The sequence below is a fragment of the Sandarakinorhabdus sp. DWP1-3-1 genome (assembly GCF_049896705.1).
In the GTDB taxonomy this organism is placed as follows: domain Bacteria; phylum Pseudomonadota; class Alphaproteobacteria; order Sphingomonadales; family Sphingomonadaceae; genus Sandarakinorhabdus.
Window position 1 is genome coordinate 1,498,576 of the sequence record NZ_JAFCUV010000001.1, and the last position, 17,349, is coordinate 1,515,924.

Genomic DNA, 17,349 nt, shown 5'->3' on the forward strand with positions numbered 1-17,349 from the left:
TCATGCCGTGCCATGGTGCGCAGCATGATGGACGAAGATACCGACGACAGCTCGCCCTTGTTTTCCCGTTCGAAGAGGAAGTTCATGCCACCGACCGCCAATGCTTTTCACCGTTCGGCTCTCTTTGGTGCCGCCGCACTCGCCCTCGCCGTCGCGATGCCCGCCCAGGCCGCCGTTTCTCCGGCCGTCGGCAAGGCGCTGAACCAGGCCGCCAATGCCGCCAAGACCGGCAATACCGCCGCCGCGATCAGCGCCGTCAACGCGGCGCGCAATGCCGCCTCCACCGCCGAGGAAAAGCAGAAGTCGGCGCAGATGGCCGGCTATGTCTACACCCGCGCCGGTCGCTATGGCGATGCCGCCGCCGCGCTGGAAAGCGCCGGTGCCGGCGCCCGTCAGCTCGCACCGCTCTATTATCGCGCCGGCAACTATGGGAAGGCGGTCGGCCTCGCTCGCCAGGCCGGCGGCGAGGACATGCAGATCCTGATCGCCCAGGCGTCGGTCAAGCAGGGCAAATATGGCGAGGCGGTCACCGCCTACAACAACCTGATCAAGGCCAATGGCCCCAAGGCCGCCTATCTCGAGAATCTCGCCGCCGCCCAGTACAAGTCCGGCGACAAGCGGGGCTATCTCGCCACCACCGAAAAGCTGGTTCGCGTCGACGGCTCGCCGGCGCGCTGGAAGACGCTGCTGGTCAATTTCCAGCAGGAACAGATGCGCCCCGAGGCCAAGCTGGCGCTGTACCATCTGATGAGCGCGACCGGCACCATCGACCGCCCGGTCGATTACCAGGAATTCGCCAAGCTGGCGCTGGTGTCGAACCAGGCCGGTGTGGCGGCCACGGCGCTGGCCAAGGGCGGTGCCGGCGGCGACGCCATGGCGCAAAAGCTGGCGCAGGCGGCGACCGGCATGGCGGCCAAGGCGGGCGCCGAAGCGCCCAAGCTCGCCGCCAATCCGGCGACGGCGGTGCGCGGCGGCAACGCCTATTTCGGCATCAACCAGTTCGGGCCGGCCATTGCCGCCTATGACCGGGCCATCGCCGCCAACGGCAGCGATGCCGACCAGGCCAAGGTGTTCAAGGGCATCGCCGCGATGAAGGCGGGCAATGCCGGACTGGCGCGGACGAGCTTTGCCGCCGTCGGCGAGAAGACCGGCATGAAGGACATCGCCAATCTCTGGGGCCTCTACGCTGCGACCCATAGCGGCATCAGCGCCCCGGCGGCAGCGGCGCCCAAGGCTGCCTGAGCCGACCTGACCCAAAGGAAAAGGGCGCCACCCCGGCCGGGATGGCGCCCTTTTTCATGCGCGCTGTCGGCGCTTATTCGCCGGCGGGCTTCGACTGCAGCTGCAGGTAATTGTGCAGGCCCATCTGGGTGATCATCGTCTGCTGGGTCTCGATGAAATCGACATGCTCTTCCTCGGCGGCGAGGATTTCGGCGAACAGGTCGCGGCTTGGGTAGTCGCGCACCGTCTCGCAATGGGCGATGGCGTCCTTGAGCAGCGCGCAGGCCTCGTGCTCCAGCGCCAGGTCGGCGGCGAGAACCTCGGGCACATCCTCGCCGATGCGCAGGCGATTGAGCGCCTGCATGCCGGGCAGGCCGTCGAGGAAGAAGATCCGCTCCATCAACCGGTCGGCGTGCTTCATCTCGTCGATCGATTCGTGGCGCTCATAGTCGGCGAGCCGCTTAATGCCGAGATTGTCGAGCAGGCGGTAATGCAGCCAGTACTGATTGACGGCGGTCAGCTCGCCCTTGAGCACGGCATTCAGATATTCGATGACCTTGGTATCGCCGCGCATGATGTCGTGCCTTTCGTGATAACACGACGGACTGTGGCGCAAGGCCGGACCGTGGTCAATCTCGCAGCCAAATTATCCAATGTTATCAGTAAATTGCGACTGCAAAGCGGTCGCATTCGCGATCAGGCGAAGCTGCTTTCGCGAGCCAGGACTTCGCGGGCGAACGGCAGGCACTGGCCGCATTTCGGCTTGCAGCCGAGCTTGGCATAGGCGGTGACGGGACAATCGCTGCGGGTGACGCGGGCGGCCTCGCGGACCTGGTTCTCGCGAAGGGCATTGCAGACGCAGACGATCAAGGCAGGCCTCGCAAAACAGCGTTGTTGCGACGCGTTATCACCGATTCGCGATGCTAATGCAAGCGCCTCGCATTAAGGAATAACACTTATCAGCGCCGCCCGAACAGCTTTTCGATGTCGGTGCGGGCGAGCCTGACCCAGGTCGGGCGGCCGTGGTTGCACTGGCCGCTATGGGGGGTGATTTCCATCTCGCGCAGCAGCGCGTTCATCTCGGCGATCGACAGCGCCCGGCCGGCGCGCACCGATCCGTGGCAGGCCATCGTCGCGGCGATGCCGTCGAGCCGTTCCTTCAGCGTCACCGCCCACCCCCAGGCCGACAGGTCGTCGGCAAGATCGCGGACCAGGCCCTCGACATCGGTGCTGCCGAGCAAGGCCGGCGTCGCACGGACCAGCACTGCCGTCGGCCCGAAGGCTTCGACCTCCAGCCCCAGTTCGGCGAGTTCGGCGGCGCGGTCGGCGATGCGGCCGGCGGCGATCTCGTCGAGCTCGACGACCTGCGGCATCAGCAGCGCCTGGGCGGCGACACCGCCCTGCCCCAGCGCGGCGTTCATCCGCTCGAGCGTCAGGCGTTCATGGGCGGCGTGCTGATCGACGAGGATCAGCGCATCATCGGTTTCGGCGACGATATAGGTGTTGGCGATCTGGCCCCTGGCGGCGCCGAGCGGGTGGTTGGCGGCGGGCGCCGCTGGCGGCGGCGCCGCGGCAAGCCCGGCATCGGGGGCGACGAACACGGGCGGGAAATCGCTGAACAGCCGCGGCGGCTCGGCGAGCGGCGCGCCGTTCGACCAGGTCATCGGGGCATCACCGACCCGCGATACGCCCGGCGCCGGCACGGTAAAGGCGCCGAGTGCGGTGGCGCTGACCTGGGTCGAGGCGCGGTGGCCGGCGGCATCGAGGGCGCGGCGCAGGCCCGACACGATCAGCCCGCGCACCATCGCGGCGTCGCGAAAGCGCACCTCGGTCTTGGCCGGGTGGACGTTGACGTCGACGAAGTCGCTCGGCACGTCGAGGAACAGCGCGACGACCGGATGGCGGTCGCGGGCCAGCAGGTCCTGATAGGCACCGCGCAAGGCACCGATCAACATGCGGTCCTTTACCGGGCGGCGGTTGACGAACAGATACTGATGGTCGGCGATGCCACGGTTGTAGGTCGGGATGCCGGCGAGGCCGCCGAGGCCAACGCCCTCGCGATCCAGATCGATCGGCACGGCATTGTCGGCGAAATCGGCGCCCAGCAGCGCCGCGAGCCGCGCCACCAGCGCCGCCGGTCCGGCGTCTGCGGCGGCGGCGACCGACAGCAGCCGGCGGCTGCCGCCATCGCCGCTGCCATGCCGGAGCTCGAACGCCACATCGGGTCGCGCCATCGCCAGGCGGCGCACGACATCGATGCAGGCGGACAGTTCGGAGCGTTCGGATTTCAGGAACTTGCGCCGCGCCGGCACCGCGGCGAACAGCGCATCGACGGCGACCCGGGTGCCGAATGTCGCCGGCGCCGGTCCGTCGGCGACAATGCGGCCATTGTCGATGACCAGCTGCCAACCGTCGCCACCGGCCCCCGGTCTTGTCCGCGCCCGGCTGGTCAGCGTCAGCGTGGCCACGCTGGCGATCGACGGCAGCGCCTCGCCGCGAAAGCCCATGGTGGCGATGGTCGACAGGTCGCCGTCCGGCAGTTTCGACGTCGCGTGGCGCTCGACCGCCAGCCGCATCTCGGCGGGCGCCATGCCGCAGCCGTCGTCGTCGACCGACAGATGGTCGATGCCCCCGGCCTGGAGATCGATGGCGATGCGCCGCGCCCCGGCGTCGAGGGCGTTTTCGACAAGCTCCTTCAGCGCCGCCGCCGGTCGCTCGACGACTTCGCCGGCCGCGATCTGGTTGACGAGATTGTCGGGAAGGCGGCGGATCACGGGCACGCACGGGTTCTACGCGGCGGCCGGACGCGAGTCACGCCGACGCTGCCGAAATGGTACCAGCCCGCTGGTCCTGGGCAGGCGGCACCGGCCGACGCTCCATGCTCGCAAGCAACCTAGGGCGCGTCGCGATCCCGGCGGATGCTGCGTTCGGGCAGCACGCCCCATCCGACCTGGCGGCGACGGCGGCGCCGAAGATAGCTGGCCAGCATGATCATGACGACGCCGGCCGCGGCGATCGGCAGCAGCAGCGGCTCGCGCGACGCGGCCCGGCCGATATCGCTGATCGACATGCCGCGCCGGGCCCAGGCGGCCTGCCAGCTCTCGTTCGGCAACGGCTGCGACAGCGCCGCGACGCCGTCGGCCAGCGATGACGGCAGGGTTGCCGGCTTGTTGTCGGGCGGCACGAACGGCGCGTCGGGCGGTGGTGGCGCCGGCGGCGCCGCGGCCTCGGCGGCATCGCCGCTCTGCGGGGCGACCGGGAGGGTCGCGGCGGCAGGCGCAGCCGACAGCAGCGCCGCGAGCACGAGCATCGCCGTCGCGACACCGACATTTGCTGCCGTCGACCAGTGCAACCCGCCCCAAACGCCACTTCGCGTGGTCATCATTCTGCGTCCCGACTGTCGGCGGGACGGAAAATCGCCACGCCTGCCAAGCTCAACGCCAGCTTAACGCGCCATTAGTCTTTTGACCAGCGGGCGCGACAGGCGCGGCGTCGTATCGGAGATACGACGGCGTCAGCACAAACGGCGCCTCAGCTTGCGACACGACCGCGAAAATTTGTTCCGCTCGTTTCGATACTTGGGCGATTTCTTTGCGGCGGGGCGGCAGGGGGCAACGGACGCGGCGCCCGACGGCATCGTGCCGACCGGTCCCGCACCGCCGAAACCGCCCGGTTCAACCCGTGCCGGCTTGCGGTGAACGGAGAGCGGCGAGCGGTTTAATCGCCTTCGAAACAAGGGGGCTCGCCTTGCAAAACAGCCTGACAAGCGACTAAAGCCGACGAGTCGCGCCAGCGCGGCCTGTCCCGTTTTCCTCACGCCTAGATTTGGTCCCCCGCCCCATGTCGCTGTTCAGCCGGATGTTCTCGTTTCTCAGCCAGGACATGGCGATCGATCTCGGCACTGCCAACACCCTCGTCTACGTCCGCGGCCGCGGCATCGTCCTCAACGAACCCTCGGTCGTTGCCATCGAAACCATCCGCGGTACCAAGACGGTGAAGGCTGTGGGGTATGAAGCCAAGGTGATGATGGGCAAGACGCCGGGCAACGTAGAATGCATCCGGCCACTGCGCGATGGTGTCATCGCCGACATCGATGTCGCCGAGCAGATGATCAAGTATTTCATCGCCAAGGTGCACACGTCGAAGCTGCCGCGCTTTCCCGAAATCGTCATCTGCGTGCCGTCGGGTTCGACCAGCGTTGAAAAGCGCGCCATCCGCGACGCCGCCAACAACGCCGGGGCGAGCCAGGTCTATCTGATCGAGGAACCGATGGCGGCGGCGATCGGCGCCGGCATGCCGGTGACCGAGCCGATCGGCAGCATGGTCGTCGATATCGGCGGCGGCACGACCGAAGTCGCCGTGCTGTCGCTGCGCGGTCTCGCCTATACCACCAGCGTCCGTGTCGGCGGCGACAAGATGGACGAAGCGATCGTCAGCTATGTCCGCCGCAACCACAATCTGCTGATCGGCGAAATGACCGCCGAGCGCATCAAGAAGGAAATCGGCACCGCCAAGCCGCCCGCCGACGGCATCGGCCTGACGCTGGAGATCAAGGGCCGCGACCTGATGAACGGCGTGCCCAAGGAAATCACCATCAACCAGGCGCAGATCGCCGATGCATTGTCCGAACCCGTCGCCGCCATCGTCGAGGGTGTGCGCATGGCGCTGGAAAACACCCAGCCCGAACTCGCCGCCGACATCGTCGACCAGGGCATCGTGCTGACCGGTGGCGGGGCGCTACTGCAGGACATCGATGTCGTGCTGCGCGAGGCGACCGGGCTGCCGGTGACCATCGCCGACGATCCGCTGACCTGTGTCGCCATCGGCACCGGCCGCGCGCTCGAGGACCCGATGTACCGCGGCGTGCTGACGACGGCCTGATTGCCGCGCCCTCACGCCACCGCGCTTTCGCAGGTTACGTCCGGTCATAATTTGATTAACAGGGTGAACGGGGCCGCGGCGCGGGTTGCCGTGCCGGGGCCAGAGAGTTGAACATGGACTGGACGCCCGCGCCTCGCCGATCGAGCGCCATGCGCCGCGAGCAGAATCTCGCGCTCGTGGGGGCGGTCGTGTCGGGTGCGGTGATCGCCACCGGGCTGCTGCTGGTGCTGGTCGCGCGCGTCAACCCCGATGGCGCTGCCCGCATGCGCGGCGTGATGCTCGATATCGTGACGCCGGTGTGGAGTGTCGCCCGCGCGCCGTTCGACGGGGTCGGGCGCGCGCTCGGCTGGGGCGGCGACTATCTGGGTGCCGTCGATCGCAACCGCGCGCTGACCGCCGAACTCGCCGCCGCCCGTGCCGAAGTGCAGCGCGCCGCCGCCGATCGCGCCGCGCTGGCGGCGCTGAAGCGGTTGCAGCGCGTGCGCGAGCCCGGGCGCCGGGTCATCGGCACGGCGCGCATCGTGTCGGCAACTTCGGGTTCCGTCGTGCGGTCGGCGATGATTGCCGCCGGCCGTGGCGACGGCGTCGTGCCGGGGTTGCCGGTGATCGGCGCCGACGGACTGATCGGGCGCACCGTGGAGGCCGGCAGCCATGCCGCGCGGGTGCTGCTGCTCACCGATCCGGCCAGCCGCATCCCGGTCACCGTCGTCCGCACCGGGCAACCGGCGCTGGTCGTCGGCACCAATCGCCCCTCGCTGACGCTGCAGGACCGCGGTGGTGCCGATGTGCCGCTGCAGGCCGGCGACCGGCTGGTCACGTCGGGCGACGGCGGCGTGTTCCCGCCCGGTATTCCTGTCGGCATCATCATCGATCCCGCGGAGCCGCCGGCGGTGCGACCCGCCGCCAGCCCGGTCGGTGCCGCCTATGTGACGGTCGAAGCCGCCTATCTGCCGCTGCCCGAGACGGCGCCGATCACGCCGACAGGGGCACCGGTGCCGATCGAGGCCCGCCGCAGCGGTGCCCCCACCGCCAAGCCCGCGGCGCCGCTGCCCTGATGACCCGCAACGCACCGCCCTGGCGGCTGATGAACGCCGCCGAGCGTCGCCGCTACTGGTGGGGGCACTGGCGGCTTGGCGTGCCGGCGGCGACGACACTCGGCCTGGTGTTCGCCATGACGGTACCGCTGGTGGTGCCGGTGCCGGTGTTGCCGCAACTGGCGCTGATCGGCATCTTTGTGTGGGCGACATTCCAACCGGGGCTGATGACCCCTTGGGTGGCGTTCCTGATCGGGCTTGTCGCCGACCTGCTGTTCGCCCAGCCGCTGGGCATCAACGCCACGCTGTTCGCCGCCGCCGCCGGCTTTGTCCGGGTGTTCGAGACGCGCTACGGCCATCACGCCCATGGCTTCGACTGGGCGGTCGCAGCGGTGCTTGTCGTCGTCTTCGAGCTGCTGACCTGGCAGCTGATGGCGCTGGCGGGACGGCCGGTGCCGCTGCTGCCGCTGGCCTGGCAGGTGCTGACCAGCATCGTCGCCTATCCGCTCGTCGTCGCCTTGTGCGCCTGGGTCCAGCGCCGCGCCTTCGGGGACGAACGCACGTGAGTTCGGAGGCTATTCGCGAACAGAGCTTCACCCGCCGCGCGCTGGTGCTGGGCGGCGGCATGGGGCTGGTCGGCGCCATGCTGACGGCGCGGATGACATATCTTTCGATCTTCGAGGGCGAGGAATATCGCCTCGCTTCGGAGGAAAACCGCGTGCAATTGCGGCTGATTCCGCCGCGCCGCGGCTGGATCGTCGACCGCAATGGCAAGCCGCTGGCGCTCAACAAGCCCGATTACCGGCTCGAATTGATCCCCGAACAGATCACCGACCTCGACCGCGTGCTCGCCCAGCTCGGCAAGATCCTCGGCCTCAGCTTTGCCGATGAACTGCGCATCCGCGCCGATATCGCCATCCAGCCGTCGTACATGCCGGTCGAGGTGGCGCGCGACCTCGACTGGCCGAAATTCGCCGCGCTCAACGTCCAGGTCGCCGATGTGCCGGGCCTGCAGCCGGTGCGGGCGTTCAGCCGGGTCTATCCCGATGCCGACCAGTTCGCCCATCTGCTCGGCTATGTCGGCGCCCCGACGCCGGCCCAGTACAAGGACCAGAAGGACCCGCTGCTGATCTTTCCGGGCTTTCGCATCGGCAAGGACGGCATCGAGCGGCACGAGGACCGGGCGCTGAGGGGCCGCGCCGGCGCGCAGCGGGTGGAGGTGACGGCACGCGGCAAGGTGGTGCGTGAACTCGACACCCGCGGCGACGTGCCGGGGGCGACGCTGCGGCTGACCATCGATCGCGACCTGCAGAATTTCACCGCGCGCCGGCTCGGCAACAACAGCGCCAGCGTCATCGTCATCGACTGCCTGACCGGCGACGTGCTGACCATGGTTTCGATGCCGGCCTATGACCCCAACATCTTTTCGTCGCGGGTCCCGGCGGCATTGTGGAAGGATCTGCAGGAAAACGACCACAATCCGCTGCTCAACAAGAGCGCGATGGGACTTTATCCGCCGGGGTCGACCTTCAAGATGGTAACGGCGCTGGCGGCGCTGAAGGCCGGGGCCACGCCCGACCAGGGGGTGCGCTGCACCGGCCGCTACAAGCTCGGCAACAACACCTGGCACTGCCACAGCCGGCGCGGCCACGGCTTTGTCGACATGCACGGCGCGCTGCCGAAAAGCTGCGACGTCTGGTTCTACGAATATGGCCGCCGTATCGGCATCGATGCCATTGCGGCGATGGCGCGGCGGCTGGGACTTGGCGAGAAATACCCGCTGCCGTTGCCCGGCCAGGCCGGCGGCATCGTGCCCGACCAGGCGTGGAAGCAGAAACGCTACAAGAAATCATGGAGCATCGGCGAAACGCTGAACTCGTCGATCGGCCAGGGCTATCTGGCGCTCAATCCGCTGCAGTTGGCGGTGATGACGGCGCGGGTGGCGAGCGGCCGCGCCGTGGTGCCGCGCCTGCTGGCGCCCGCCGACGATGCGCCGCCGCCACAGTTCGCCTCGCTCGGCATTCCCGAGGAGCATCTCGCCATCGTCCGGCAGGGCATGTACGATGTCGTCAACGCCGGCATCGGCACGGCGCGCGGCGCCCGGTCGCCGATCGACGGCGTGCATTTCGCCGGCAAGACCGGCACCGCGCAGGTCCGCCGGATTTCTGCCGAGGAGCGCCGGCGCGGCGTCAAGAAGAATGAATCGCTGCCCTGGAAGCAGCGCGACCATGCCCTGTTCGTCGCCTTCGCGCCCACCGAGCAGCCGCGCTACGCGGTATCGGTGATCATCGAGCACGGCATCGCCGGAGGCCGTTATGCGGCGCCGATCGCCCGCGACGTGCTGACCTTCATGTACGATCCTGAGCGGGCGCTGAAAATTCTGGGCCCGATCGAGGCGCAGCTCGCCGCCGAGCGCGCCGCCGCGGAGCGCGAGCAGCAGGCGGAGGCGACGGCGGCGGTGCAGGCCGAGATGATGCCGTCGTGGCTGCGCACCGACGACATCGTGCCGCCGGAGTACGAGATCGGCCCGGCCGACGAGCCGCAGCTGCCCCGGGACGAGATCTGATGCTGAACGGCCCGTGGCTACGGGAACTGAGCCGGCTGCCCTGGGGCATCGTGCTGGTGGTGACGGCGATCACCGGCTTTGGGCTCGTCGTGCTCTATTCGGCCGCCGGCGGCTCGTTGACGCCCTGGGCGCTGAAACAGGGCATCCGCTTTGCCGTCCTGATGAGCGTGGCGCTGGGCATTGCGATGGTCAGGCCCGATGTCTGGCTGCGGCTGGCCTGGCCGATCTATGGCGCCGTCCTGGTCGGGCTGATCGGCGTGGAGCTGCTCGGCCGCATCGGCGGCGGCAGCCAGCGCTGGCTCGACCTGGGGTTCATCCAGCTGCAGCCGTCGGAGTTCATGAAGATCGCTGTCGTTCTCGTGCTGGCGCGCTATTATCATTTCCTGCCCAAGGGCTTTGAAACGCGGTGGAACGCCCTGCTGCCGGCGCTGGCGCTGATCGCGCTGCCGGCGGCGCTGGTCATGCTGCAGCCCGATCTCGGCACCGCCCTGTCGATCACCTTTGGCGGCGTCGTGGTGATGTTCCTCGCCGGGGTGCGGATCTGGCTGTTCGCCAGTGCTGGGTTGGCGACGGTGGCGGCGATGCCGCTGGTCTGGTCGATGCTCCACGAATATCAGCGCAAACGCGTCCTGATCTTCCTCGATCCCGCCACCGATCCGCGCGGCGCCGGCTATCACATCACCCAGTCCAAGATCGCCATCGGGTCGGGCGGCCTGTCGGGGAAGGGCTTCCTCAACGGCACCCAGAGCCACCTCGACTATCTGCCGGAGTTGCAGACCGATTTCGCCTTTGCGACGATGGCCGAGGAATGGGGGCTGATCGGTGGCATGTTCATCATCGTGATGTTCGGCGTCGTGCTGGGCTGGGGCATGATGGTGGCGCTGAAGGCGCGCGGCCAGTTCCAGCGGCTGCTGGCGCTGGGGCTGACGTCGACGCTGTTCTTCTATCTCGCCATCAACATGATGATGGTGATGGGCCTGGCCCCCGTCGTCGGCATCCCGCTGCCGCTGATCAGCTATGGCGGATCGGCGATGATGACGGTGCTGATCCTGTTCGGCCTCATCATGGGCATCGCCCGCGAGAACACGCTGCCGCGCAATTGACGCGTGCCGCGGTCGCAAAAGCGCTGGACACCTCCTCCCCCCACTGCTAACAGCCCGCCTCCACGCAGTTTGCTGCGCACGGACGTATAGCTCAGTCGGTAGAGCAGCTGACTCTTAATCAGCGGGTCCCAGGTTCGAACCCTGGTGCGTCCACCATCGTTCTTTTTAAAATCAGCGGTGAACGATCTCGTTGTGGGCGGCCCCGGCCGGCATCATCGGGAAGCAGTTTTCATCTTGTACGACGCGGCAGTCCACGAGCACCGGGCCGGGCGTCTCGAGCATGGTGCGGATCCCGGCATCGAGGGCGTCGGGCGTGTCGATGCGCAGGCCCGTCCAGCCATAAGCCCTGGCGAGCATGACGAAATCGGGCAGCGACTCGGCATAGCTGTGCGAATGCCGTCCGCCGTGGTGACGGTCTTGCCATTGCCGGACCATGCCCATCCGCTCGTTGTTGACGATGAACAGCTTGACCGGCAGCCGGTACTGGCTGGCAGTGGCGAGCTCCTGGATGTTCATCTGGATGCTTGCCTCGCCGGCGATGTCGATGACGAGGGCATCGGGATGCGCAATCTGGGCGCCGATGGCGGCGGGCAGGCCATAACCCATGGTGCCGAGGCCGCCCGAGGTCAGCCAGCGGCCCGGCGCGTCGAATCCGCAATACTGCGCCGCCCACATCTGGTGCTGGCCGACCTCGGTTGCGATGATCGGATCATGCGGCCGCGCCAACTCGAATAGCCGGCTGATCGCGTGCTGGGGCAAGATGGCGTCGGCACGCTCCTGATAGGCAAGGCAGTTTTCGGCGCGCCAGCCGGCGATCCGGCGCCACCAGTCCCCGAGCGCCGGGGCGGCCTGTCCAGCCAGCGCATCGCACAGGGCTTCGAGGGCCGCCGCGCAGTCGCCGGGGATGGCGACCTCGACCGGGATGATCTTGCCGATCTGCCCGGGATCGATGTCGATGTGGATGATGCGCGCGCCCGGCGCAAAACCGTCGACGCGACCGGTGACGCGATCGTCGAAGCGCGAGCCGACGCAAAGCATGACATCGCAACCGTGCATGGCGAGATTGGCCTCGAGCGTGCCGTGCATGCCCGGCATGCCGAGCCATTGCGGGGCGCTGGCCGGAAAGGCGCCTAGGCCCAGCAGCGTCGAGGTAACGGGCGCACCGGTAAGCCGGGCCAGCCGTTGCAGTGCCAGGCTGGCGCCGGGGCCGGAGCTGATCACGCCGCCGCCTGAATAGACGATCGGACGCTCGGCGCCGGCGAGGAGCCGGGCCGCCGCGGCGATGGCGGACGGGTCGACATGCGGGTGCGGCGGCATGGTGAAGCGGGGGACCGGCGCCTCGAAGCAGCCGGCATCGCCGGTGGCCGACTGGATGTCCTTGGGCAGGTCGACCAGCACCGGGCCGGGGCGGCCCCCAGTGGCTATGGCGATCGCGCGGCGCAGCAGCGGCCCCAGCGCGCCGGGGCTGTCGATCCCGACATTGTACTTGGTGGCGGCGCGCGACATCGACAGGATATTGGCCTCCTGGAACGCGTCGGTTCCCTGCAGCGGCCGCGCCACCTGACCGGCGATACACAGCACCGGAATCGAATCGGCGAGCGCATCGGCGAGCCCGGTCAGGCAGTTGGTGACGCCCGGGCCCGAAGTGGCGAAGACCACGCCGAGCCGCCCGGAGGCGCGGGCATAGCCTTCGGCGGCGTGCACAGCCGCCTGTTCGTGGCGGACGAGGATGTGGCGGATACGGTCCTGCCGGTGAAGGGCATCGTAGAGCGGCAGCACCGCGCCGCCGGGGTAGCCGAACACGGTATCGACGCCGGCGTCGGCAAGGATCGCTAGCAGATGGTCGGCACCGGACTGCATGGGCAACGGCGCGAGCGCGGCTGCGGTCACAGTCGCGGCCCCAGGCTGACGGCGCGCATGCCGGGCAGCTGGCGCAGGCGGGCGAGCAGGCTGGCCGACAAGTCGGTATCGACCTTGAAGTCGAGGGTGAAGCGAATGCCGTGCGCAAGCCAGTCGATCACCAGCCGCTCGGGCAGCCGGCGCTGCACCGTCAGCAGGTCGAGCAGTCGGGCGGCAATGCCGGCGTCGAGGTCGCTTTCGAGGTGCAGCATGGTGATGGGGGCGGTGATGATCATGACAGGCTCCGTGTACGCGCGGTTCTAAGGCGTCGAGGGCGCGGAAACTTTCCTATCTTTACAGCCATGGCTGGTATTTGCGGCAGAATTGCCTCAACATTAGCCGCCATGAGCAACAAATTACCCGCCGTGAAGCTCGACCGTCACGAACGGCGCATCCTCCAGCTGCTGCAGGCCGATGCCGGGCTGTCAAATGCTGAGCTCGCCGAGCAGGTCGGCCTGTCGCCGACGCCATGCTGGCGGCGGGTGCAGCGGCTGCGCGAGATCGGCGTCATCCGTCAGCAGGTCGTGCTGCTCGACCGGCGGATGATCGGGCTGAATGCCCAGGTCTTTGCCCAGGTCAAGCTCAACGCCCATGGCCGCCAGCATCTCGACGAATTCAGCGCCGCGATCCGCGATTTCCCCGAGGTACTGGAAGCCTATGTCATGATGGGTTCGGTCGATTTCCTGCTCCGCATCGTGGCGGCCGACATCGAGGCCTATGAACGCTTCTTCTTCGACCGGCTGAGCCGGGTGCCGGGCATCCAGGAAATCAATTCCACGGTGGCGCTGTCAGAGATCAAGGCGACGACGGCGCTGCCGATCGGTTAGCGTCGGGCGCTGGTGCCGGCCCGACGAACCCTCAGGCGTGCAAGCTCATCAGCGAATCGATGAGGCCTTCGTCAGCGCTCGAGCAGACACCGAGCACCAACGCCTCGCGAAAGCCGTCGGCGACGACATAGGCATGGCCCATCGACGAATCGAGGTAGATGCCCTCGCCGGCGTCGAGCACGACGGGATCGTAGAATTCGGAATGGACCTCGATCTTGCCTTCGATGACATAGATGAATTCCTCGCCCTGGTGGCGGACGAGGTCGCCGAACTCGCTGGCACTCTTGGCGCGGATGCGGGTGATGATCGGGATCATCCGCTTGTTGCGCAGGTCGGTGCAGAGATAGCTGTAGTCGTAGTTGGGCGTGACGACGCGGACCGCGCGGTCCATCGTGCCGATGCTGCGACGGCCGGTGACTTGGGGCGTGCTCTCCTCGCCGCCTTCGGCGAACAGTTCCGACATGCGGATGTCGAGCCGCCGGCTGAGCTGCTGCAGCTTGTCATAGGTCAACGTCAACCGGTCGTGCTCGACCTTGGACAGGGTCGAAACCGGGATCCCCGACTTGCCGCTCATTTCCTTCAGCGTCCAGCCATGGCGGGCGCGGATGCCACGCAAGAGGGCGCCCAGCGTCGGCGGTGTCGAGTGTTCGGGCATCAAGGCTCCCATTCGGCGATTGACAATTCTCTGATCAGGATCACTATGTCCGGAATAAGCTAACGCCGCTGGCATATACCTAGGCGGTTGGGCGCTGTGCTGCAAGTTGGCAGCACGGATCGATCAGGGAGACAGGGATGCGCGTGTTCGGAAAGCTGATGCTGTTGCTGGCGTCGCTGGCGGCCATGCCGGCGGCAGCGCAGGGCCCGGCGCCGCAGCCGGCGACCGCGGCGGCAGCGGCGGCCCCGGCGCCGGGCGTGCCGACGCCGCCGGCACGGCTGACCGCGGCGGATGTCGAAGCGTTTCTCGACGGTTACATGCCCTATGCGCTCGCCCGTGGACACATTCCCGGCGCCGTCGTCGTCGTCGTCACCCGCGACGGCCCGCTGCTCGAAAAGGGTTATGGCTTTGCCGACCTGAAGGCGCGCAAGCCGGTGCTGCCCGACGCGACGCTCTTCCGCCCCGGCTCGGTATCGAAGCTGTTCACCTGGACCGCCGTCATGCAGCAGGTCGAAGCCGGCAAGCTCGATCTCGACAAGGACGTCAACAGCTACATCGATTTCAAGATCCCGCCATTCGACGGCAAGCCGATCACGCTGCGCAACATCATGACCCACAGCGCCGGTTTCGAGGAGTCGATCCGCTACCTGATCACCAGCAATCCCAAGGCGGTGATGCCGCTGGAGCGGCTGGTCAAGGCGTCACTGCCCGAGCGGGTGTTCGCGCCCGGGACGACGCCGGCCTATTCCAACTATGCGACCGCCCTCGCCGGCTATATCGTCGAACGGGTCAGCGGCATGAAGTTCGACGACTATGTGGAGCAGCGGATCTTCACGCCGCTCGGCATGGCGCGGTCGAGCTTTCGCCAACCGCTGCCGGCCACCCTGCAGCCGCTGATGTCGAGCGGCTATCCCTCGGCAACCGAAGACGCCAAGCCGTTCGAGATGGTGCTGCCCGCCCCGGCCGGTTCGCTGTCGTCGACGGGCAGCGACATGGGCAAGTTCATGATCGCCCATCTCAACCAGGGCGGCGGGCTGCTGAAGCCCGAAACCACCCGGCTGATGCATGATTCTCATGTGCCGGGCATCGGCCCGCTCAACACCATGGCGCTGGGCTTTTACGAGCAATGGGTCAACGGCCGCCGCGCCATCGCGCATGGCGGCGACACGACGCTGTTCCACAGCGACCTGTGGCTGTTTCCCAGCGATGGCGTCGGCCTGTACATCTCGATGAACAGCGGCGGCCAGGAAGGCGCCTCGGGAGCCGTGCGCGCCGCGCTGTTCCATGCCTTTGCCGATCGTTACCTGCCGGGGCCCGAGCCAACCGGCAAGGTCGACGACGCGACGGCGCGCCAGCATGCGGCGTTGCTCGCCGGGCACTACATCAGCAGCCGAGGCGCCTTCACCAACTTCATGAGCGTGCTCGGGCTGTTCGGCCAGGCGCAGATCGTCGCCGGCCCCGATGGCAAGCTGCAGTTCCCCTCGCTTGCCGGCCTCAGCGCCGGACCGCTCGACTGGGTCGAGGTGGCGCCGTTCGTCTGGCGCGACACCGCGACCGGCGAACGGCTGGCGGCAGAGGTGAAGGACGGCCGCGTCATACGGATCAGCACCGATGCGATTTCGCCCTTCACCGTCTATCTGCCGGCCCCTGCCGGCGAAAATACCGCCTGGCTGCTGCCGGCGCTGCTGGCGGCGCTGCTGATCGTGGTGCTGGCGGTGGTGCTTTGGCCGGTGCGGACGCTGGTCCGGCGCCACTTCAAGGCGCCGTTCGTGCTGACCGGCCGGGCGCTGCTCGCCTGGCGGCTCAGCCGGCTGTTCGCGGTGCTGGTGCTGGTGGCGCTCGCCGGCTGGATGCTGCTGGTGACGATGTTCTCCAGGGACATCGGCAACCTGGGTGGTCCGCTCGACTGGTTGATCGTGCCACTGCGAGTGCTGACGCCGGTTGCGGCGCTGGGCCTGCTGGTTACCGCCGGCTGGCACCTCATGCTCAGCCTGCGGGGCGCCCGGTCCTGGGGGATGCGGATCGGCGCGGTGCTGCTGGTGCTGGCAGCACTGGTGTTGTGCTGGGTCACCTTCCGCTTCAACCTCTACGGCTTTGGCATGGTGTATTGATGAAGCTGACGCTCAGGGTCGAAAACTTCGCCTATCGACAGCCGTTCCGCATCTCGGGACATGTCTTCAACGACACGGCGGTCCTGGTCGCGGAACTGTCCGACGGCGTGCATGTCGGGCGCGGCGAAGGCGCCGGGGTCTATTACCTCGGCGACGACATCGCCCATATGCGCGCCGAGGCCGAGCGGGTGCGCGCCGCCATCGAGGCGGGTGCCGACCGCGCGGCGCTGCAGCAGCTGCTGCCGGCCGGCGGCGCCCGCAACGCGATCGATTGCGCGTTCTGGGAGCTGGAAGCCCGGCAGCGCCAACTGCCGGTCTGGCAGCTGGCCGGCGTCCCGGCGCCGCGGCCGCTGCGGTCGACGCTGACGCTGGGCGCCGATGCGCCTGCGGTAATGGCGGCCGCTGCGGCGCAGCTCGACCCGGCGGCGCCGGTCAAGATCAAGCTGACCGGCGAAATCGCCATCGACACGGCGCGGGTCGACGCCATCCGCGCCGCCCGGCCCGGCGCCTGGATCGGCGTCGATGCGAACCAGGGCTATGACCTCGCCGGACTGCCGGCGCTGGTCGACATGCTGATGGCGAACGGCGTCGCGCTGCTGGAACAGCCGCTGGCGCGGGGACGCGAGGCCGATCTCGACGGCGTGGCGCGGCCGCTGCCCTTTGCTGCCGACGAAAGTGCCGTGACCCTGGCCGAAACCGATGCCTTGGTCGGGCGGTTCGACGTGGTCAACATCAAGCTCGACAAATGCGGCGGGCTGACGGAGGGGCTGGCGATTGTCCGCCGCGCCCGCGATCTCGGCCTCGACGTCATGGTCGGCAACATGATGGGCAGCAGCCTGTCGATGGCGCCGTCGTTCGTGCTCGGCCAGCTTTGCGACGTCGTCGATCTCGATGGGCCGACCTTCCTGGCCAGCGACCGGGTGCCGGGGGTGGTCTATCGGAACGGTTGTATAGAATGCAGCAGCGAAATTTGGGGATGATTAGTCCTATTTGGGTTGACTTTTCTCTGTTCAGGACAATAGTCGATTGGGCTTTTCAACGGCCAGGATGCA

The 17,349-nt window shown here is 67.9% G+C and carries 16 protein-coding genes and 1 tRNA gene; 10 read left to right on the forward strand and 7 right to left on the reverse strand.

Annotation, left to right across the window (positions count from 1 at the left end; genetic code table 11):
• Window positions 1-84 precede the first annotated feature (84 nt).
• Window positions 85-1,242 (forward strand): tetratricopeptide repeat protein, encoded by a 1,158-nt coding sequence (locus ACP7AI_RS07360; protein WP_426165653.1) that lies wholly within the window; start codon window positions 85-87, stop codon window positions 1,240-1,242.
• Between the two features lie 73 nt (window positions 1,243-1,315).
• Here the strand turns inward: ACP7AI_RS07360 and bfr are convergent, their stop codons facing one another.
• The 4 genes from bfr to ACP7AI_RS07380 all read right to left on the reverse strand — a co-directional run bounded on the left by bfr (window position 1,316) and on the right by ACP7AI_RS07380 (window position 4,603).
• The gene (bfr, locus tag ACP7AI_RS07365; RefSeq protein ID WP_426165655.1) at window positions 1,316-1,795 is read right to left on the reverse strand and encodes a bacterioferritin; all 480 of its coding nucleotides are present in this window, start codon (window positions 1,793-1,795) and stop codon (window positions 1,316-1,318) included.
• Window positions 1,796-1,917: 122 nt separating this feature from the next.
• Window positions 1,918-2,091, reverse strand: a complete 174-nt coding sequence (locus tag ACP7AI_RS07370) for a (2Fe-2S)-binding protein (RefSeq protein ID WP_426165657.1) — start codon at window positions 2,089-2,091, stop codon at window positions 1,918-1,920.
• Between the two features lie 89 nt (window positions 2,092-2,180).
• Window positions 2,181-3,995: a DNA mismatch repair endonuclease MutL gene (mutL, locus tag ACP7AI_RS07375; protein ID WP_426165659.1), complete on the reverse strand. Its 1,815-nt coding sequence runs from the start codon at window positions 3,993-3,995 to the stop codon at window positions 2,181-2,183.
• Between the two features lie 119 nt (window positions 3,996-4,114).
• Complete coding sequence (locus ACP7AI_RS07380; protein WP_426165661.1) at window positions 4,115-4,603, reverse strand: hypothetical protein; 489 nt, start codon at window positions 4,601-4,603, stop codon at window positions 4,115-4,117.
• Between the two features lie 458 nt (window positions 4,604-5,061).
• Here ACP7AI_RS07380 and ACP7AI_RS07385 point away from each other — a divergent pair, with 458 nt between their 5' ends.
• The 6 genes from ACP7AI_RS07385 to ACP7AI_RS07410 all read left to right on the forward strand — a co-directional run bounded on the left by ACP7AI_RS07385 (window position 5,062) and on the right by ACP7AI_RS07410 (window position 10,961).
• Complete coding sequence (locus tag ACP7AI_RS07385) at window positions 5,062-6,102, forward strand: rod shape-determining protein (protein WP_426165663.1); 1,041 nt, start codon at window positions 5,062-5,064, stop codon at window positions 6,100-6,102.
• A gap of 113 nt (window positions 6,103-6,215) precedes the next feature.
• Window positions 6,216-7,157 (forward strand): rod shape-determining protein MreC, encoded by a 942-nt coding sequence (gene mreC / locus ACP7AI_RS07390; protein WP_426165665.1) that lies wholly within the window; start codon window positions 6,216-6,218, stop codon window positions 7,155-7,157.
• Entirely contained in the window at window positions 7,157-7,702 is a 546-nt protein-coding gene (gene mreD / locus ACP7AI_RS07395) for a rod shape-determining protein MreD (protein WP_426165667.1), read from the forward strand. Before mreC ends, mreD begins: the two co-directional genes overlap by 1 nt.
• Window positions 7,699-9,702, forward strand: a complete 2,004-nt coding sequence (gene mrdA / locus ACP7AI_RS07400) for a penicillin-binding protein 2 (RefSeq protein ID WP_426165669.1) — start codon at window positions 7,699-7,701, stop codon at window positions 9,700-9,702. The genes mreD and mrdA overlap by 4 nt, the downstream gene beginning before the upstream one ends.
• A complete protein-coding gene (gene rodA, locus ACP7AI_RS07405; RefSeq protein WP_426165671.1) occupies window positions 9,702-10,805 on the forward strand; it encodes a rod shape-determining protein RodA in 1,104 nt (367 codons plus the stop codon). Before mrdA ends, rodA begins: the two co-directional genes overlap by 1 nt.
• Before the next feature lie 80 nt (window positions 10,806-10,885).
• Window positions 10,886-10,961: transfer RNA gene (locus tag ACP7AI_RS07410), tRNA-Lys, on the forward strand.
• A gap of 15 nt (window positions 10,962-10,976) precedes the next feature.
• Here ACP7AI_RS07410 and ilvB read toward each other — a convergent pair.
• Together ilvB and ACP7AI_RS07420 are read right to left on the reverse strand one after the other, a co-directional pair.
• A complete protein-coding gene (ilvB, locus tag ACP7AI_RS07415; RefSeq protein ID WP_426166578.1) occupies window positions 10,977-12,665 on the reverse strand; it encodes a biosynthetic-type acetolactate synthase large subunit in 1,689 nt (562 codons plus the stop codon).
• Between the two features lie 26 nt (window positions 12,666-12,691).
• Window positions 12,692-12,940 carry a hypothetical protein gene (locus ACP7AI_RS07420; RefSeq protein WP_426165673.1) on the reverse strand — a complete coding sequence of 83 codons (249 nt, stop codon included), beginning with the start codon at window positions 12,938-12,940 and terminating at the stop codon, window positions 12,692-12,694.
• Window positions 12,941-13,048: 108 nt separating this feature from the next.
• Here ACP7AI_RS07420 and ACP7AI_RS07425 point away from each other — a divergent pair, with 108 nt between their 5' ends.
• Window positions 13,049-13,531, forward strand: coding sequence for an Lrp/AsnC family transcriptional regulator (locus tag ACP7AI_RS07425; RefSeq protein WP_426165675.1), 483 nt, complete (start codon window positions 13,049-13,051; stop codon window positions 13,529-13,531).
• A 31-nt stretch (window positions 13,532-13,562) separates the two neighbouring features.
• On the opposite strand, the gene ACP7AI_RS07430 is transcribed toward ACP7AI_RS07425, so the two are convergent.
• Window positions 13,563-14,186 carry a helix-turn-helix domain-containing protein gene (locus ACP7AI_RS07430; protein WP_426165677.1) on the reverse strand — a complete coding sequence of 208 codons (624 nt, stop codon included), beginning with the start codon at window positions 14,184-14,186 and terminating at the stop codon, window positions 13,563-13,565.
• A gap of 137 nt (window positions 14,187-14,323) precedes the next feature.
• On the opposite strand from ACP7AI_RS07430, the gene ACP7AI_RS07435 reads away from it, so the two are divergent.
• Both ACP7AI_RS07435 and ACP7AI_RS07440 read left to right on the forward strand, forming a co-directional pair.
• On the forward strand, window positions 14,324-16,297 hold the full coding sequence (locus tag ACP7AI_RS07435; RefSeq protein WP_426165679.1) for a serine hydrolase domain-containing protein: 1,974 nt from the start codon (window positions 14,324-14,326) through the stop codon (window positions 16,295-16,297).
• Complete coding sequence (locus ACP7AI_RS07440; RefSeq protein WP_426165681.1) at window positions 16,297-17,277, forward strand: dipeptide epimerase; 981 nt, start codon at window positions 16,297-16,299, stop codon at window positions 17,275-17,277. Before ACP7AI_RS07435 ends, ACP7AI_RS07440 begins: the two co-directional genes overlap by 1 nt.
• Window positions 17,278-17,349 lie beyond the last annotated feature (72 nt).

What these genes read in the sequence shown, in the direction of transcription:
- ACP7AI_RS07360 (WP_426165653.1), top strand. Translation starts at nt 85, where the DNA reads ATGCCACCGACCGCCAATGCTTTTCACCGTTCGGCTCTCTTTGGTGCC.
- bfr (WP_426165655.1), bottom strand. Translation starts at nt 1,795, where the DNA reads ATGCGCGGCGATACCAAGGTCATCGAATATCTGAATGCCGTGCTCAAG.
- ACP7AI_RS07380 (WP_426165661.1), bottom strand. Translation starts at nt 4,603, where the DNA reads ATGACCACGCGAAGTGGCGTTTGGGGCGGGTTGCACTGGTCGACGGCA.
- ACP7AI_RS07385 (WP_426165663.1), top strand. Translation starts at nt 5,062, where the DNA reads ATGTCGCTGTTCAGCCGGATGTTCTCGTTTCTCAGCCAGGACATGGCG.
- mreC (WP_426165665.1), top strand. Translation starts at nt 6,216, where the DNA reads ATGGACTGGACGCCCGCGCCTCGCCGATCGAGCGCCATGCGCCGCGAG.
- mreD (WP_426165667.1), top strand. Translation starts at nt 7,157, where the DNA reads ATGACCCGCAACGCACCGCCCTGGCGGCTGATGAACGCCGCCGAGCGT.
- rodA (WP_426165671.1), top strand. Translation starts at nt 9,702, where the DNA reads ATGCTGAACGGCCCGTGGCTACGGGAACTGAGCCGGCTGCCCTGGGGC.
- ilvB (WP_426166578.1), bottom strand. Translation starts at nt 12,665, where the DNA reads ATGCAGTCCGGTGCCGACCATCTGCTAGCGATCCTTGCCGACGCCGGC.
- ACP7AI_RS07420 (WP_426165673.1), bottom strand. Translation starts at nt 12,940, where the DNA reads ATGATCATCACCGCCCCCATCACCATGCTGCACCTCGAAAGCGACCTC.
- ACP7AI_RS07425 (WP_426165675.1), top strand. Translation starts at nt 13,049, where the DNA reads ATGAGCAACAAATTACCCGCCGTGAAGCTCGACCGTCACGAACGGCGC.
- ACP7AI_RS07430 (WP_426165677.1), bottom strand. Translation starts at nt 14,186, where the DNA reads ATGCCCGAACACTCGACACCGCCGACGCTGGGCGCCCTCTTGCGTGGC.
- ACP7AI_RS07435 (WP_426165679.1), top strand. Translation starts at nt 14,324, where the DNA reads ATGCGCGTGTTCGGAAAGCTGATGCTGTTGCTGGCGTCGCTGGCGGCC.
- ACP7AI_RS07440 (WP_426165681.1), top strand. Translation starts at nt 16,297, where the DNA reads ATGAAGCTGACGCTCAGGGTCGAAAACTTCGCCTATCGACAGCCGTTC.